The sequence below is a fragment of the Cohnella sp. genome (assembly GCF_041641335.1).
Taxonomy (GTDB): Bacteria; Bacillota; Bacilli; order Paenibacillales; family Paenibacillaceae; genus Cohnella.
Map to the genome: position 1 here is coordinate 1 of NZ_JBEPYQ010000131.1, position 16700 is coordinate 16700.

Here is a 16700-nt window from a genome sequence, read left to right on the forward strand (position 1 = left end):
CCGGAGGAATAACCGGAAGCACGTCGAGGATCATCCAGTCCGGCAGGTTGCCGGAGTTGCGGAACGATTCGATGACTTCCAGACGCTTGATCGCGCGGTTGCGGCGTTGGCCCTGAGCCGTGCGCAGTTCTTCCTTGAGCGTCTCCAGCTCGCGGTCGAGATCGATGTCCTGCAGCAGCTTCTTGACCGCTTCCGCGCCCATGCCGGCATGGAACGCGTAGCCGTACTTGTCGCGGTAGCTGCGGTATTCCTTCTCGGAGAGCAATTGCTTCTTCTCGAGAGGCGTGTCGCCCGGATCCGTTACGACATAGGAAGCGAAGTAGATGATCTCCTCGAGGGAACGAGGAGACATATCCAGCGCCAGACCCATGCGGCTAGGGATGCCCTTGAAATACCAGATGTGCGATACCGGAGCGGCCAGCTCGATATGACCCATCCGCTCGCGGCGCACTTTCGCCCGCGTGACTTCGACGCCGCAGCGATCGCAGACGACGCCTTTGTAACGCACTCTCTTGTACTTGCCGCAATGACATTCCCAGTCCTTGGTCGGTCCGAAAATCTTCTCGCAGAACAAGCCTTCTTTTTCCGGTTTCAGCGTCCGGTAGTTTATCGTCTCCGGCTTCTTGACTTCGCCTCTGGACCACGATCTGATCTTGTCGGGGGAAGCCAAACCGATCTTCATAAACTCAAAGTTATTGACGTCTAACAAGGAGCAAGCCCTCCTTCATCGTTGCTAAGATTTCGGATCCTAAAGTTATTCGACGCCGACTTCGGAACCTTCGAGGTTCAGATTCAGCTTATCTCCCGCGGAATCGTCTTCGTCGTCGATTTCCTTCATTTCGATCTCCTGCTCGTCGCCGGACAGGATTTTCACGTCCATACCCAAGCTTTGGAGCTCTTTGATCAGTACTTTGAACGATTCAGGAACGCCCGGCTCCGGCACGTTCTCGCCTTTGACGATCGATTCGTACGTTTTGACGCGACCGACGACGTCATCGGATTTGACGGTCAGAATCTCTTGCAGCGTGTAGGCCGCGCCGTAAGCTTCGAGCGCCCATACCTCCATCTCCCCGAAGCGCTGGCCGCCGAACTGGGCTTTACCGCCGAGAGGCTGCTGCGTAACGAGCGAGTATGGACCCGTGGAACGGGCGTGAATCTTGTCGTCAACCATGTGCGCCAGCTTGATCATGTACATGACGCCGACGGTAACTTCGCGTTCGAACAATTCGCCCGTGCGACCGTCGCGCAGGCGCCATTTGCCGTTGCGGGCCATGCCGGCCTCTTCCATCGTATCGAAGACGTCGTGCTCCGTCGCTCCGTCGAATACCGGCGTAGCGGCGTGGATGCCGAGCAGCTTGCATGCCATGCCGAGGTGGACCTCAAGCACTTGCCCGATGTTCATCCGGGAAGGAACCCCCAGCGGGTTCAGAACGACCTGTACAGGCGTTCCGTCCGGCAGGAACGGCATATCTTCTTCCGGCAGAATGCGGGCGATAACCCCTTTGTTTCCGTGACGTCCGGCCATCTTGTCGCCCTCGGAAATTTTCCGCTTCTGGGCGATGTAGGCGCGAACGAGCTGGTTAACGCCCGGAGGCAGCTCATCGCCGTTCTCGCGCGTAAACACTTTGACGTCGACGACGATGCCGTCCGTGCCGTGAGGCACGCGCAGCGACGTATCGCGCACTTCGCGCGCCTTCTCGCCGAAGATCGCGTGCAGTAGGCGCTCTTCCGCCGTCAGCTCCGTTACGCCCTTCGGCGTAACCTTGCCGACGAGAATGTCGCCCGCGCTGATTTCCGCGCCGACGCGGATAATGCCGCGCTCGTCAAGGTTGCGAAGCGCGTCTTCGCCGACGTTCGGGATGTCGCGAGTAATCTCTTCAGGTCCGAGCTTCGTATCACGCGCTTCGGACTCGTACTCCTCGATGTGGATCGAAGTGTAGACGTCCTCGCGTACGAGCTTCTCGGACAGCAGGATCGCATCCTCGTAGTTGTAACCTTCCCACGTCATGAAGGCAACGACGACGTTGCGGCCGAGCGCGAGCTCGCCGGTGTCCGTGGAAGGACCGTCCGCCATGATGTCGCCTTTCTTGATCACGTCGCCGCGGCGAACGAGAGGACGTTGGTTAATGCATGTCCCTTGGTTGGAACGCATGAATTTCTGCAGCTTGTATTTGACGATGTCGCCTTTGACTTCCTTGCCGTCGATGATCTCGACGCGGCGCAGTTGGATTTCATTGGCAGACACCCGTTCGATATATCCGTCGTATTTGGATACAATACATACCCCGGAGTCCTTGGCCGACTTGTGCTCCATGCCCGTTCCGACGAAAGGAGCTTCCGGAATGAGCAGCGGAACCGCTTGACGCTGCATGTTCGAACCCATCAGCGCGCGGTTGGAGTCATCGTTCTCGAGGAACGGAATCATCGCCGTCGCGACCGATACGACTTGCTTCGGAGAAACGTCCATGTAGTCGACCCGATCGCTCGGCATCGTCAGGATGTTGTCCGTCTGCTTGTTGTAGCGAACGATAATGTTCTCTTCTTGGAACGTACCGTCCGGGTTCAGCAACGCGTTCGCTTGCGCGATAATGTAGTTATCCTCTTCGTCCGCGGTCATGTAGACGATCTCTTCGGTGACTCGGTTCGTGTTCGGATCGACTTTGCGGTACGGAGCTTCGATGAAGCCGTACTCGTTGATCCGCGCGAACGACGACAGCGAGTTGATCAGACCGATGTTCGGTCCCTCCGGCGTCTCGATCGGACACATGCGGCCGTAGTGGGAGTTGTGAACGTCCCGTACTTCGAAGCCCGCGCGTTCCCGCGTAAGACCGCCCGGTCCGAGAGCGGACAGACGGCGTTTGTGCGTCAGCTCGGCCAGCGGGTTCGTCTGATCCATAAACTGCGACAGCTGGGAAGATCCGAAGAACTCCTTGATCGCCGCGATGACCGGACGAATATTGATCAGCGCTTGCGGCGTGATCGCGTTCTGGTCCTGGATCGACATCCGCTCGCGAACGACCCGTTCCATCCGGGACAGACCGATCCGGAACTGGTTCTGCAGCAATTCGCCTACGGAACGCAGACGACGGTTGCCCAAGTGGTCGATGTCGTCGGTGTTGCCGATGCTCTGCAGCAGGTTCATGAAATAGTTGATCGACGCGATGATATCCGCCGGCGTGATGTTCTTCACCGCTTTGTCGATGATGCCGTTGGATATGACCTTCACGACTTTGCCGTCTTCGATCGGAGAGAACACGTTGATCGTCTGCAGCGGAATGTCTTCCGTCTCTTGAACGCCGCCGGCCACGCGGTAATTCTTGAAGCCGACGTTCTTCTCGAGCATCGGAAGGATCTGGTCGAGCAGCCTGCGATCGATCATCTGGCCGGCTTCGGCGATGATCTCGCCCGTCGAAGGATCGACAAGCGTCTCGGCGAGGCGCTGATTGAACAGGCGGTTCTTGATGTGCAGCTTCTTGTTGACCTTGTAGCGGCCGACGTTCGCCAGATCGTAGCGCTTCGGATCGAAGAACCGGGCGATCAGCAAGCTGCGCGCGTTCTCGAGCGTAGGCGGTTCGCCCGGACGAAGACGCTCGTAGATTTCGATGAGCGCTTTCTCGGTCGAGTCCGTGTTGTCCTTCTCAAGCGTGTTGCGAATAAAATCGTCTTGCCCGAGCAGATCGAGAATCTCCGCGTCGGTACCGAAGCCGAGCGCGCGAAGAAGCACCGTTACGGGAATTTTCCGCGTACGATCGATCCGCACGTATATAATATCTTTAGCATCCGTCTCAAGCTCAAGCCAGGCTCCGCGATTCGGAATGATGGTGGCGGTGTAATTCTTCTTGCCGTTCTTATCCACTTTCGTACTGAAATAGACACTTGGGGAGCGCACCAATTGACTGACGATAACGCGTTCCGCGCCGTTGATAATGAACGTGCCCGTCTCGGTCATAAGCGGGAAATCGCCCATGAACACTTCCTGCTCTTTCACTTCGCCGGTTTCCTTGTTAAGCAACCGCACTTTCACGCGAAGCGGAGCCGCGAAGGTGACGTCGCGTTCCTTCGATTCGTCTACCGAATATTTGGGCTCTCCCAGGCTGTAGTCGATAAACTCCAACACCAAGTTGCCCGTAAAATCGGAGATCGGCGAAATATCCTGAAAAATTTCCCGCAAACCCTCGTCCAAAAATTTCTGGTACGATTGCTGCTGGATTTCGATCAGGTTCGGAACGTCCAACACTTCATTAATGCGGGCGTAGCTGCGCCGCGTACGGCGGCCATACTGAACAAGATGTCCTGCCAACTTAACCTCACCCCTTAAGTCTGCTTCAACACATAAATAAAGAAAAGCCACTTATGCGCCGGTTGGCGGCACAATGGCAACTCATCCTGCCTTTACCCCAAAACAAACCCATTATACGCCATTCGATGCGGTTTTATTCCTGGGAAAAGAACCGGAGTTTGCTGGCTTTTGTGTTGAAGACAATTAGCCCATCCTAATACTGACATTTTTTAATAATACCATAGCGAAAATGTCAAGTCAAATTTTTTATTCATTTTTCGTCTTTTTGGCCTTGTAAATCCGAAATCCCTTATCCTTGGCGACTTCCGCGACTTCATCCTCGCCAAAAATTTCTTCCAGCCTGGCTCTCGCCGAGGGAGCTCCCTGCTTGTTCTGAATGACGATCCAGAGCTCTCCTCCGGGATTGAGCCTTTCGAAGGCTTCCAAGAACACCCGGTGCACGACGGCTTTGCCCGCGCGAATCGGCGGATTGGACAGAATGACGTCGAAACTGTCGTCCTGTACCGCTTCGTACAAGTCGCTTCGGGCGAACGATACGTTGCCTATGCCGTTCGCTCTGGCGTTCATTTCCGCCAGTTCGACCGCTCTCTCGTTAATATCGATCAGCTTGACATGTCCTTGCGGCGCAAGGCGGGCCGCAACGAGACCGATCGGGCCGTATCCGCAGCCGATATCCAGAACCCGCGCATCCGCGGGAATGTCCATATGCTCGATAAGCACCCGACTTCCGTAGTCCACCCCGTCCCGCGAAAACACGCCCGCGTCCGAAGTCAACTTCAGACGAACGCCGCGCAGCGTCGTTTCGAACGAGCGCCGGTCGCTCTGCGATTTGGGTTTCGCCGAATAGTAATGATCGTTCATTCCGTACTCCTCCGCACACCGGTCAGGCTGCCTTCTCTAAGCGGTTGTTCACGTATTTTAAGCATGATCAACTTTGCGCATGAACAAACCCCTCGAAGAAAATCTTCAAGGGGTTTGTGAGGTCCCGCTTCTTATTTTACTTCTACTTTAGCGCCGGCTTCTTCAAGCTTAGCTTTGATAGCGTCGGCTTCTTCTTTGGAAGTCTTCTCTTTGATCGGCTTCGGAGCGTTGTCTACGAGGTCTTTCGCTTCTTTCAAGCCGAGGCCCGTGATTTCGCGAACCGCTTTGATAACGTTGATTTTGGAAGCGCCGGCTTCGGCCAAAATAACGTCGAACTCAGTTTGCTCAGCAGCAGCTTCAGCAGCGCCGCCTGCAACTACCGCTACAGGAGCAGCAGCCGTTACGCCGAATTCTTCTTCGATTGCTTTAACCAGATCGTTCAGTTCGAGAACCGTCATCGTTTTGATGGCTTCCAAGATTTGCTCTTTGCTCATTTGATGTTCCTCCATGTATTGAGATCCCTGGGATCTTCTTATTTTTTGATAATGCGTTCGAAAGGGTCTTACGCGCTCGCTTCGTTCTTCTCCGACACCGCTTTGACAGCGAGGGCGAAGTTGCGAACAGGAGCTTGAAGTACGCTAAGCAGCATGGACAGCAAGCCTTCGCGGGACGGAAGATCCGCCAACGCCTTCACTTGAGCCGCGTCGTAGAATACTCCGTCTACGATACCGCCTTTGATCTTCAGCGCGTCGTTCTTCTTAGCGAAGTCGCTCAGAATCTTAGCTGGAGCTACGGCATCAGCACCGAATGCAACTGCAGTCGGTCCGGTCAGCACGGCGTCCAGATCGCTCAGTTCCGCGCTTGCGGCAGCGCGGCTGACCAGGGAGTTCTTCAACACCTGGAATTCAACGCCGGCTTCGCGCAATTCTTTCCGAAGCAACGTAACTTGAGCCACGTTCAGACCGCGGTAGTCGGCGATGACCGTGCTGCTGCTCTCGCGCAGCTTCGCTGCGATCGCGTCGACCTCTTGCTGTTTCGCTGAAATGATTTTCGCATTTGCCATTGTGTGCACCTCCTATGATTTTTGGATAACACCGTATATCGTCACGTACGATCTCAGAGGCATAAGAAATGCCTCCGCAGACTGTGCGGAGGCATGACGCGATCTCGCTTCTACACGCGGATGCGCTAGGCATCCGGCATACAAGAAAAGTTCTATTCACACACCTCGGTAGGAAATTAAGCTTGGCAATACGCCTAGCACCTACGGTCTACGGTATCCATATTCGTTTGTCAGCTTCATCAGACTACCACTAAAGCGGTCCGATGTCAAAGACCGTTTGTTGCCATTTCCCCATCCGGGTCCGAATTAACTATTGGCGATATGCCGTTACGTTAACGCGAGCGCCTGGTCCCATCGTCGAAGAAATCGAGATGTTCTTCAGGTAGATTCCTTTGGAAGAAGCTGGCTTAGCGCGGTTCAGCGCGTCGATCAAAGCTTTCAGGTTGTCGTTCAGCTTGACAGCGTCGAACGAAACCTTGCCGATCGGAGCGTGAATTTGTCCGGCTTTGTCCAGACGGTATTCGATTTTACCGGCTTTGATCTCTTGGATGGCTTTCGCAACGTCGTTCGTTACGGTTCCAGCCTTAGGGTTCGGCATCAAGCCTTTGCCCCCGAGAATACGGCCAAGCTTACCTACTTCGCCCATCATGTCCGGAGTCGCGACGCAGACGTCGAACTCGAACCATCCTTGTTGGATTTTGTTGATGAGGTCAGCATCCCCTACGTAGTCCGCTCCAGCAGCTTCAGCTTCTTTCAGCTTCTCGCCTTTCGCGAATACGAGGACGCGTTGCGTTTTGCCGGTGCCGTGAGGCAGGACGACTACGCCGCGCACCGCTTGGTCTTGCTTTCTCGGATCAACGCCGAGGCGGACGGCAGCTTCGACGGTTTCGTCGAATTTGGCCGTTGCCGCTTTCTTCACGAGCTCGATCGCTTCCAACGATTCGTAGGTAGCGTCGCGGTCGATCAGCTTGGCGGCTTCTCTGAATTTCTTACCGTGTTTAGCCAAGTTGTTCTCCTCCTTTTGTGGTAGTAACGGTCTGTTCCAATCCGCGATCCCTCAGCAGGAAACGGCAGATTGTCCCTCCCACTAGCGCGTCCGTGCGGACGCGTCAAACCGCCGTTAAGGCGATTAGTCTTCGATCGTAACGCCCATGCTGCGGGCCGTACCTTCGACCATACGCATTGCAGCTTCAACGGAAGCCGCGTTCAAGTCTTGCATCTTCTGCTCGGCGATCTCGCGAACTTTCGCGCGCTTAACCGTAGCGACTTTCTTCTTGTTCGGCTCGCCGGAACCTTTTTGGATTCCCGCCGCTACGCGAAGCAGTACCGCTGCCGGAGGAGTTTTCGTCTCGAACGTGAAGGAACGATCCTCGTATACGGAAATGACGACCGGAATTACCAGGCCGGCTTGATCCGCCGTGCGAGCGTTGAACTCTTTACAGAATTGCATGATGTTAACGCCAGCTTGACCGAGCGCAGGACCGATTGGCGGCGCAGGGTTAGCTTTACCCGCGTTAACTTGCAACTTAACCAGCTTGATCACTTTCTTTGCCATGTTGCACACCTCCCTGACCCATAATGCGGTTTAACGGGACTCTCGTCCCTCCCGCTCTTTCAAGAAACCCGAACTGCAAAGATACTTATATCTTCTCCACTTGAGTGAAATCCAACTCAACCGGGGTTTCCCTGCCGAACATGTTGACGTGCACCTTCAGCTTGCTCTTGTCGGCGAGAATCTCTTCTACGGACCCGACAAAATTGGCGAAAGGCCCGACTTTGACGCGGACGTTCTCTTTCAGCTCGAAATCGATGACCGGCTTCGGCTCGTCCATGCCCATGTGACGCAGAATTCCTTCCACCTCGTCAGGCAAGAGCGCCGTCGGCTTCGATCCCGATCCGGTGGAGCCGACAAAGCCGGTAACTCCCGGCGTATTGCGGACCACGTACCAAGAATCGTCCGTTTGGATCATCTCCACGAGGACGTAGCCCGGATATACTTTTCGCATAACCGTCTTTTTCTTGCCGTCCTTGTTGACGATCTCCTCTTCCATCGGCACGAGGACGCGGAAGATTTTGTCTTGCATACCCATAGATTCCACGCGTTTCTCCAGGTTCGCTTTAACCTTGTTCTCGTACCCGGAGTACGTGTGGACTACGTACCATCTTTTCTCCATGGAAAAGCCACCTTTGGTTCCTGCGTCAGATGATCATATCGACGAGGGATGAAATACCGATGTCCAGCACCCAGAAGTAGATCGTTACCAGAACCACGGTCACAATGACGATGATCGTGTAGCTGACAAGCTCTTTCCGGTTGGGCCAACGGACTTTCTTTAGTTCGTTCCAGCTATCGGCAAAAAACGAAAAAAAGGACCCAAAGTTTTGCTTCATTTTAGCCAGGAAAGTCACGTTCATACCTCCTAGGAGTTACCGCGTCTCGCGATGAGGAGTATGTTCATTGCAAAATTTGCAGAACTTCTTCAACTCGATGCGATCGGCGTGAGTCCGTTTGTTCTTGCTCGACGTGTAGTTCCGTTGCTTGCAGCTTGTGCAAGCCAGCGTGATGATCACCCGCATCCCTTCCACCTCCCGGGATCATGACTTCATAAAAATACAACCATTCAGCGGAAACTCCAGCTTGGCGAACCAAGGCTGAGTTTGAAATCGTCGGCCGATGGCAAGCCATCAAGACAACAATTCCTGGTGTTTCGCCGATGATTCAGAGCCAGCGCATAAGAAACCACGTTAAGGTTACTAAAATAATTTATCACAGGGGCAAATCGATGTCAACGAAAACCGTCTGGGCATGTCTGGCATCGGTTAATACCATTCTTCCTGTTTTCGTTCTATTTAATCGCCAGCCCCGGAAAAATATTTTCATAGCAAGCGTCCAATTCGCCTATTTTAAGCTCTTGTTGATGACGACCAGCTTCGTTTCCGTCATTTCCTCGACCGCGTATTTGACGCCCTCGCGCCCGGTTCCGCTCTCCTTGACGCCTCCGTACGGCATATGGTCGACGCGGAAGGTCGGAATGTCGTTGATCATGACGCCTCCTACCTTCAGCCGTTCCGCCGCGCGAAGCGCCGTGAACAAATCGGACGTGTAGATGCCCGCCTGCAGACCGAATTTCGAGTCGTTCACCTCGTCGATCGCCTCGTCGACCGATTTCACGCTGCCGATCACGACGATCGGGGCGAACGCCTCGCGGCACGACACCTTCATCTCCCGTCCCGCCTCCGTAATGACGGTCGGCTCCAGCACGCCGTTGCTGACGCTGCCGCCCGCCGCTACTTGCGCGCCGCCGTCCGTCGCTTCCCGAATCCAGGTCAGCGCCCTTTCGGTCTCCCGCCCGGAGATCATTGCGGACAGATCGGTCTCCGGATCGAGCGGATCTCCCTGCTTCAATCGCATGGCCGCCTCGGCGAACTTGCGGACGAAGCTCTCGTAGATCTCTTCGTGAACATAGATGCGCTGCAGCGAGATGCATACCTGGCCCTGGTTGGAGAAAGCGCCGGTCACGCAGCGCGGCACGATCGCGTCCAGGTCGGCGTCCTTGTCGACGATCAGCGCCGAGTTGGAGCCGAGCTCCAAGGTGACGCGCTTGAGTCCGGCTCTCGCCCGGATGACTTTGCCCACCTCGGGACTTCCGGTGAACGTGATCATCGCGACCCGCTCGTCCTCGACGATCGCCGCGCCGGCCGTCTCGCCATGTCCGGGAACGACGTTCAGCGCGCCCGCGGGCAGCCCGGCTTCGGCGAACAGCCCGGCGATGAAGAGCGCAGACAGCGGCGTCTGCTCGGCCGGCTTGAGCACGACCGTATTGCCGGCGGCGATCGCCGGTCCGACCTTGTGCGCGACCAGATTAAACGGGAAGTTAAACGGCGTAATCGCCCCGATGACGCCGAGCGGCTCGCGTACCGTATAGGCCAATCGGCCTTCCCCTCCCGGAGCCGCGTCGAGAGGAATCGTCTCCCCGCCGATCCGCTTCGCTTCCTCGGCGGCGAACTTGTAGGTCTGCACCGTGCGGGCGATCTCCGCGCGCGCCGCCTTGATCGGCTTGGCCGCTTCCAGCGCAATCAAGCGAGCCGCCTCCCCGGAACGGGCATCGAGGAGCGCCGCGACCCGCTCCAAGATGGCCGCCCGCTCGTGCGCCGGCATGGCGGCCATTGCACCCGTCGCCTCGTATGCGGCGCCGATCGCTTCGCGCGTCTCTTGCTCGTCGGCCGCGGGAACCTTGGCGACGACCTCCCCCGTATAGGGGGAAAGCAGCTCCTCGCAACGTCCCGCTTCCCGCCATCCGCCGCCGATAAACAGCCCTTTTATCATTTCCATTTTATCCCACCCCATTCTCTCCGATCTTGCTAGATTCAATATTTAACGCCAAGTCCGCCCCTGAAAACGCTTCGCGATCCGGTGCCCGTGCGATTGCGGTATGGGCGTGCAGTTCCCTCTCGATTCCACGTTGCCAATAACGCGGATTTCCCGCTTTATTCCCGGCAGTCGAGCCGATTCGGAGCAATTAGAGCCGATTTCCCGCTTTAATTTTCGAGAAATCAACTTTTCCCCATTTTAAAGCGGACAATCAGCTCTATTTTCTTCAAAATCGCCAGTTGCCCACATTTAAGGCGGATTTTCCGCTCTATCGCTATCGTCGTTCATTTGAACTAACCTCTCAAGGCCGTAAAAAAAGCAGCTTCGGATTGGCTGCTTGTGCTTTACTGTATAAGGATGTATCGGATCAGTGCTAACTGCCTATGTCGCGAATCTCCAGGTACCGTTCGAGCTTGCGCTTGACGCGCTGCAGGGCGTTGTCGATCGACTTCACGTGCCTGTCCAGGTCAACCGCGATTTCCTGATAGGAGCGGCCATCCAAGTAGAGCATCAGCACCTTGCGCTCCAGATCGCTCAATATCTCGGTCATCTTGTCCTCGAGGCCGTAAAACTCCTCTTGGTTGATGATCATCTCCTCGGGGTCGCACACCCTGGAGCCGCAGATGACGTCGAGCAGCGTTCGGTCCGAGTCCTCGTCGTAAATCGGCTTGTCTAGGGACACGTAGGAATTCAGAGGAATATGCTTCTGACGGGTAGCCGTCTTGATCGCGGTAATGATCTGACGGGTGATGCACAGCTCCGCGAAAGCCTTGAACGAAGCCAGCTTGTCGCCCTTGAAGTCGCGAATCGCCTTGTAGAGGCCGATCATCCCTTCCTGAACGATATCCTCCCGCTCCGCGCCGATGAGGAAGTAAGATCGCGCTTTGGCGCGCACGAAATTGCGATATTTATGAATGAGGTACTCCAACGCTCCGCTATCTCCCAAGCGAACGAATTCAACGATGTCCTCGTCGGCCCTGAAGTCGTACTCAAGCGTTGCCAGTCTCTCCAAGTCGACGCTCACGAACATCCCTCCGGTCTGCATTGGCGTACTGGAACCTCTTACTCTACCAAACTATTATCAATATACTTGATCTGACGCATAGCGTCAATGGATTTGCCGTTATTCGCCCTCGAGCCAGGATGGTAAATTTGTAAATTATAGTCATGATTCGACATTTTCCCTTATGTTTCGTCACGAATCTTTAAGCCCCCGTCTCATCCGCTCCAATCGCGTCTGGACGTCCTCCGGCAAAATACCTTCCAACGGATTTTTCTTCAGCCGATGGTCGTTCCTGATGGCCGTCCGGATATCGACGCTGCTCTGCCGGACCGCGTGCCTCAGTTCGCGCGCCGACACGCGGAGCGCCCCGCGCCCGAAGACGACGTGCTGCTCGACGAGATCGGACGTGGCGACGTAGACGTTGCGCTTGACCGACAGCCACTCTCCGACGAGCCGCTCGATGCATTCGTCGGCGGTCTCCTTCTCTCTGGTGTAGACGACGCTGAATTTTTTGCGCGGACGGTATTCCTTGCCGGTGCCGGGCACGCGGAACGCATCGAAAACGACGATGACGATCAGTCCCGCGTAGCCCTGGTAGTCCGACAGCATATCCAGCAGCCGATCCCGCGCATCCTCCAGCTTCTCGTCTTTGAGCGCGCTTAGCTCAGGCCATGCCCCGATCACGTTATAGCCGTCGACGAGCAGAACGTCCTCTCTCTGGAACGTCCTGCCTTCACGCATGACCGGTAGGGGACACCGGCGACGGGGAATTCCCGCTCTTCGCCGCTTGCCCGCGCTGACGGACGACTTCGTACAGAATGACTCCCGTCGCTACGGACGCGTTCAGCGAATTGATCCGGCCGACCATCGGCAGCGACAGGATAAAGTCGCATCTCTCCTTCACGAGCCTGGACAAGCCTTGTCCCTCGTTGCCGATCACGACGGCGAGCGGGCCGGTCAAATTCGTGTCGTAGAACCCTTCTTGCGCTCCGACGTCCGCTCCCGCGATCCACAGCCCCGCTTCCTTGAGCTTCTCCATCGTTTGCACGAGATTCGCGACTCTGGCGACCGGGACGTACTCGACGGCTCCGGCCGACGTTTTGGCGACGACCGCGGTCAGGCCGGCGCTGCGCCGCTTCGGCACGATGACGCCGTGCACGCCGGTGCAATCGGCTGTCCGCAGGATGGAGCCCAGATTGTGCGGGTCCTCGATCTCGTCCAGAAGGACGAGGAACGGCGCTTCGCCCCGCTCGGCTGCGCGGGCGAGCAGTTCGTCCACGTCGGCGTAGGCTACGGCCGCCGCTTGGGCGACGACTCCCTGGTGCTGCATGTCGGGGACGAGCCGGTCGAGCTTGCTCTTGTCCACCTGCTGCACGACGATGCCGCGCGCCTTCGCCTCCTCCATAATCGGCTGCACGAGAGAGCGCTGCGCCTGCGCGGAGACGAATATTTTGTTGATCGAGCGGCCGGCCTTGAGCGCCTCCAGAACGGGGTGCTTGCCCGCGACGTACTCTTCTTCGCCCTTCAGCGCGCTCTCTTCGCTCCACCGTTCGTCGTCGTGCTCGGTCGGCTGAACGCCGCGCGTCGGCCGCGCGTCTCGTCTCTGTTCCTTGCGATCGCCTCGCCAAGGCGGGTTGCCGCCGAGGCTGCGCCCTCCCTTGCCCCTGGCGGCAGGCTTGCCGCCTTGAGCGGAACGACTTTCCGGCGATCTCGGATCTTTGTTGCCCATTTCCATCTTCCTTTATCGTTTAATGCGCTTATTCAGTTTCGGCGGCGAAAGCCAGCTCCATCAACTGCTCCAAGCGCTCTTTCTGCCCTTCGTAATACAGATAGCCGACAAGACACTCCAGCGCGGTCGCTTGGCGATAGTCCGCGGGATCGGCATTCCGGGGAGGCTGGCCGGACTTCGTGTTGCGCCCCCTGCGCACGACGTCCGCCTCCTCCTCCGTAAGCAGAGGCGACCACTGTTGCAGCAGCTTCGCTTGCGCGGCGGCGGACACGTATTTCGTCGCCGCGCGGTGCAGTTCGTGTGGCTTGCGGCTGCTGCCCGCGATCAGCCGCTGGCGGACATACACTTCGAACACGGCGTCGCCCACGTAGGCGAGCACGATCGGGGATAACAGCCGGACCGGTACGTCCGAGGGGACGACCGGCGCGATGACGGGCGGAACGGCGGACGTTGGCGCGCGGCTCGTCATTTGCGGCGCCAGCGGATGCCTTGCGGGGTGTCTTCCAGCACGATGCCCCGTTCCGCCAGCAAATCGCGAATTTCGTCCGCCCTGGCGAAATTGCGGTTCGCGCGCGCGGATGTCCGCTCCGCAATCAGAGCGTCCACTTCCTCGTCCAGCAGCTCCGCGTCAGTCTCTTCGGGAAGCAAGCCAAGAATGCCGTTCATTTCGCCGATCAGCTCGCGGATGAACAGCAGATCCGTCTCGCTGACGACTTCACGCTGTAAATACGCGTTCGCTTCGGACACGACGCCGAACCAGGCCGTAATCGCGTCCGGCGTGCTGAAGTCGTCCTGCATGCGCGAGTGAAAATCGGCGCGCAGCTGCTCCAGCCGAGCCTTAAGCTCCGCATCGGAGGCCAGAGAAAGATTGCCCTTGGCCACCGTAGACAGCCGGTGCTTCACGTTGTCGCGGCAATTGGTCAGCCGCTCCACGCTGTTGACAGCCTGGCGAATCGTCTCGTCGCTGAAGTTCAGAGGGCTGCGATAGTGCGTGGCCAGCATCAAATAACGGATCGCATACTTGCTCGTGCCTTTAAGAAGCTGGCGAACGTTAACGCCGTTGCCGAGCGACTTGGACATTTTCTCGTTGTTGATGTTCACGAAGCCGTTGTGCATCCAGTAGCGCGACAGCGGCTCGCCCGTAAGCGATTCCGACTGCGCGATCTCGCACTCGTGGTGCGGGAACTGAAGATCGTGGCCGCCTCCGTGGATGTCGAGCGTATCGCCCGCGAACTTGCGCACCATCGCCGAGCATTCGATGTGCCAGCCCGGACGGCCGTCTCCCCACGGGCTCGGCCAGTGAATCTCGCCCGGCTTGGCCGCTTTCCACAAGACGAAATCCTGCGGGTTCTCCTTGCGCTCGTCCACGTCGATGCGGATGCCGTACTGCAATTCATCGAGATTTTTGTGGGACAGCTTCCCGTAATCGGGGAACGTCGACGTGCGGAAGTACACGTCCCCCGCGCTCTCGTACGCTTTGCCCTGTTCGACCAGCTCGCGGATGAACTCGACGATCTCGTCGATCGTCTCCGTTACCCGGGGCGACACCGTCGGGGGAAGCGCTCCGAGCGCCTCGCGGTCTTCCTTGAAGGCGGCGATGAACTTCTCCGCCACTTCTGGCACCGTAATGTTCATATCAGCCGCTTTGCGAATCATTTTGTCGTCGACGTCCGTGTAGTTCACGATGTAGTTGACCTGGAAGCCGATCGCCTCCAGATAGCGTCTCACGACGTCGAAGAAGATAACCGGCCTTGCGTTGCCGATATGAATGTAGTCGTACACGGTCGGTCCGCATACGTACATATTCACTTTTCCCGGCTCGCGCGGGACGAAGGGCTGCAGGTCCCTGGTCATGCTGTCGTATATTTTCAAGTTCACGTTTGATTTAGCTCCTTTTCTTCTCTAGTTCCGGCGAGTGCACGAGATCATGCGCGTTCCCGGCATGCCCGGAATCGTCTTCCGCGCCCAGATGCTCGTATTCGGACGAGTTGCGCGGCTGAGCCTGCCCGGGACCGCCGTCCGAGGGACGAGCGTCCGCCTGGCCGCCCTTTTTGAGCCGTTCAACCTCGGCCTTGAGATCGTTGATCTCCTTCTGCATGAACCGGAACGTCTCGATGAGCGGGTCCGGCAGATTCGTATGATCGAGCCGGTCGCCGATCTTCTTGCCGTTGCGCTTGACGACGCGCCCCGGAATGCCGACGACGGTGCTGTTCGGCGGCACTTCCCGCAGCACGACCGAGTTGGCTCCGATATTCGTATGATCCCCGACCGTGAACGATCCGAGCACTTTCGCTCCGGAAGCGATGACGACCCGGTTGCCGATCGTCGGGTGGCGCTTGCCCTTCTCCTTGCCCGTACCTCCGAGCGTCACTCCCTGATAGATGACGACCTCTTCCCCGATCTCGCACGTCTCGCCGATGACGACGCCCATGCCGTGGTCGATGAACAGCTTGCGGCCCAGCTTCGCCCCGGGATGAATCTCGATTCCGGTGAAGAAACGGCTGACCTGGGAGATGATGCGGGCGATTGTATACATCCGGCGGCGGTAAAAAAACTGCGCGACGCGGTGAGCCCATATCGCGTGCAGCCCCGCATACGTAAAGACGACTTCAAACCAACTTCTGGCCGCGGGATCATTCTCGAATACCGCCTCGATGTCCGACTTGACCGTACGCCATATTCCCATGACCCATCCCCCCCCTTGCTCTTTCTCTATAAAAAAAGTCTCTGCAGCGATAATCGCTGCAGAGACGTCGTGACGCGGTCCCACTCTGCTTAAGCAAGCGCCGTGACTTGGCATGCCTGCTCCTCTACGGATCGTAACGGGAATCCCCCCGGCACCGCTTAACGAAGACGCGGCAAACGCGACCATCGTCGCATTCCCTGCCGGTCGTCCGCTCGGCGGCGCAGCTCCCAGGCGCATTTCGGCTTTGCGAGAACGAGGCGGCTTTCAGCCCATGGCCGCCCTCTCTGTGCATTCTGCAGCAAAACTTACTCTCCTGTTCGTCGCACGTTTTCGATATAGCTCAAGTATATCCCAACCCCGTACCCGTGACAAGACGCGGGACTTTATCCGGGCGCGAGCCTATGCCGGCGCCCGTTAATCGGTCGCCAACTGCCCCATCCGAGCATTTAGCGGTCTGCCAGACCGTTAGTCAGTCGCCAACTGCCCCGTCCAGGCATTTAACGGTCCCACAGACCGTTAATCAGACGCCATCTGCCCCGTCCGAGCATTTAGCGGTCTCGCTGGACCTCTGTCAAGAAAGTGGACACCTTTTAAGCGCATTTAGCTGATTTTTTTGTAATATATGGCCTCAAATCGATCCGGCGATACGTAACCCAAAGAACCATGGATTCTCTTGCGATTGTAAA

At 57.2% G+C, this 16700-nt stretch carries 16 protein-coding genes, 1 pseudogene and 1 other annotated feature; all 17 genes and pseudogenes read right to left on the reverse strand.

Annotation, left to right across the window (positions count from 1 at the left end):
* Window positions 1-709, reverse strand: a pseudogene (locus tag ACESLM_RS28190) (DNA-directed RNA polymerase subunit beta'); the annotation flags it as partial.
* Window positions 710-754: 45 nt separating this feature from the next.
* Entirely contained in the window at window positions 755-4300 is a 3546-nt protein-coding gene (gene rpoB, locus ACESLM_RS28195; protein ID WP_372637435.1) for a DNA-directed RNA polymerase subunit beta, read from the reverse strand.
* Window positions 4301-4546: 246 nt separating this feature from the next.
* Complete coding sequence (locus ACESLM_RS28200; protein ID WP_372637438.1) at window positions 4547-5161, reverse strand: class I SAM-dependent methyltransferase; 615 nt, start codon at window positions 5159-5161, stop codon at window positions 4547-4549.
* 131 nt (window positions 5162-5292) lie between these two features.
* Window positions 5293-5655, reverse strand: a complete 363-nt coding sequence (gene rplL / locus ACESLM_RS28205; RefSeq protein WP_094050640.1) for a 50S ribosomal protein L7/L12 — start codon at window positions 5653-5655, stop codon at window positions 5293-5295.
* Between the two features lie 68 nt (window positions 5656-5723).
* A complete protein-coding gene (gene rplJ / locus ACESLM_RS28210) occupies window positions 5724-6224 on the reverse strand; it encodes a 50S ribosomal protein L10 (RefSeq protein ID WP_372637441.1) in 501 nt (166 codons plus the stop codon).
* Between the two features lie 55 nt (window positions 6225-6279).
* Window positions 6280-6456 (reverse strand) — a sequence feature (ribosomal protein L10 leader region).
* Window positions 6457-6534: 78 nt separating this feature from the next.
* Window positions 6535-7230, reverse strand: coding sequence for a 50S ribosomal protein L1 (rplA, locus tag ACESLM_RS28215; RefSeq protein WP_372637443.1), 696 nt, complete (start codon window positions 7228-7230; stop codon window positions 6535-6537).
* Window positions 7231-7353: 123 nt separating this feature from the next.
* The gene (gene rplK, locus ACESLM_RS28220) at window positions 7354-7779 is read right to left on the reverse strand and encodes a 50S ribosomal protein L11 (protein WP_094050643.1); all 426 of its coding nucleotides are present in this window, start codon (window positions 7777-7779) and stop codon (window positions 7354-7356) included.
* An 85-nt stretch (window positions 7780-7864) separates the two neighbouring features.
* Window positions 7865-8398 carry a transcription termination/antitermination protein NusG gene (gene nusG, locus ACESLM_RS28225; protein WP_094050644.1) on the reverse strand — a complete coding sequence of 178 codons (534 nt, stop codon included), beginning with the start codon at window positions 8396-8398 and terminating at the stop codon, window positions 7865-7867.
* Between the two features lie 25 nt (window positions 8399-8423).
* On the reverse strand, window positions 8424-8633 hold the full coding sequence (secE, locus tag ACESLM_RS28230; protein ID WP_094050676.1) for a preprotein translocase subunit SecE: 210 nt from the start codon (window positions 8631-8633) through the stop codon (window positions 8424-8426).
* 18 nt (window positions 8634-8651) lie between these two features.
* On the reverse strand, window positions 8652-8801 hold the full coding sequence (rpmG, locus tag ACESLM_RS28235; protein WP_094050645.1) for a 50S ribosomal protein L33: 150 nt from the start codon (window positions 8799-8801) through the stop codon (window positions 8652-8654).
* 322 nt (window positions 8802-9123) lie between these two features.
* Entirely contained in the window at window positions 9124-10557 is a 1434-nt protein-coding gene (locus tag ACESLM_RS28240; RefSeq protein ID WP_372637446.1) for an aldehyde dehydrogenase family protein, read from the reverse strand.
* Between the two features lie 412 nt (window positions 10558-10969).
* Complete coding sequence (gene sigH / locus ACESLM_RS28245; RefSeq protein ID WP_094050677.1) at window positions 10970-11620, reverse strand: RNA polymerase sporulation sigma factor SigH; 651 nt, start codon at window positions 11618-11620, stop codon at window positions 10970-10972.
* A gap of 171 nt (window positions 11621-11791) precedes the next feature.
* Window positions 11792-12340, reverse strand: coding sequence for an NYN domain-containing protein (locus ACESLM_RS28250; RefSeq protein ID WP_372637448.1), 549 nt, complete (start codon window positions 12338-12340; stop codon window positions 11792-11794).
* Window positions 12333-13127: a 23S rRNA (guanosine(2251)-2'-O)-methyltransferase RlmB gene (gene rlmB, locus ACESLM_RS28255; RefSeq protein ID WP_372637459.1), complete on the reverse strand. Its 795-nt coding sequence runs from the start codon at window positions 13125-13127 to the stop codon at window positions 12333-12335. The genes ACESLM_RS28250 and rlmB overlap by 8 nt, the downstream gene beginning before the upstream one ends.
* A gap of 229 nt (window positions 13128-13356) precedes the next feature.
* Window positions 13357-13797 (reverse strand): Mini-ribonuclease 3, encoded by a 441-nt coding sequence (locus tag ACESLM_RS28260; RefSeq protein WP_372637451.1) that lies wholly within the window; start codon window positions 13795-13797, stop codon window positions 13357-13359.
* On the reverse strand, window positions 13794-15206 hold the full coding sequence (cysS, locus tag ACESLM_RS28265; protein ID WP_372637453.1) for a cysteine--tRNA ligase: 1413 nt from the start codon (window positions 15204-15206) through the stop codon (window positions 13794-13796). Before cysS ends, ACESLM_RS28260 begins: the two co-directional genes overlap by 4 nt.
* Before the next feature lie 7 nt (window positions 15207-15213).
* A complete protein-coding gene (gene cysE, locus ACESLM_RS28270) occupies window positions 15214-16014 on the reverse strand; it encodes a serine O-acetyltransferase (RefSeq protein ID WP_372637456.1) in 801 nt (266 codons plus the stop codon).
* Between the last annotated feature and the right edge of the window lie 686 nt (window positions 16015-16700).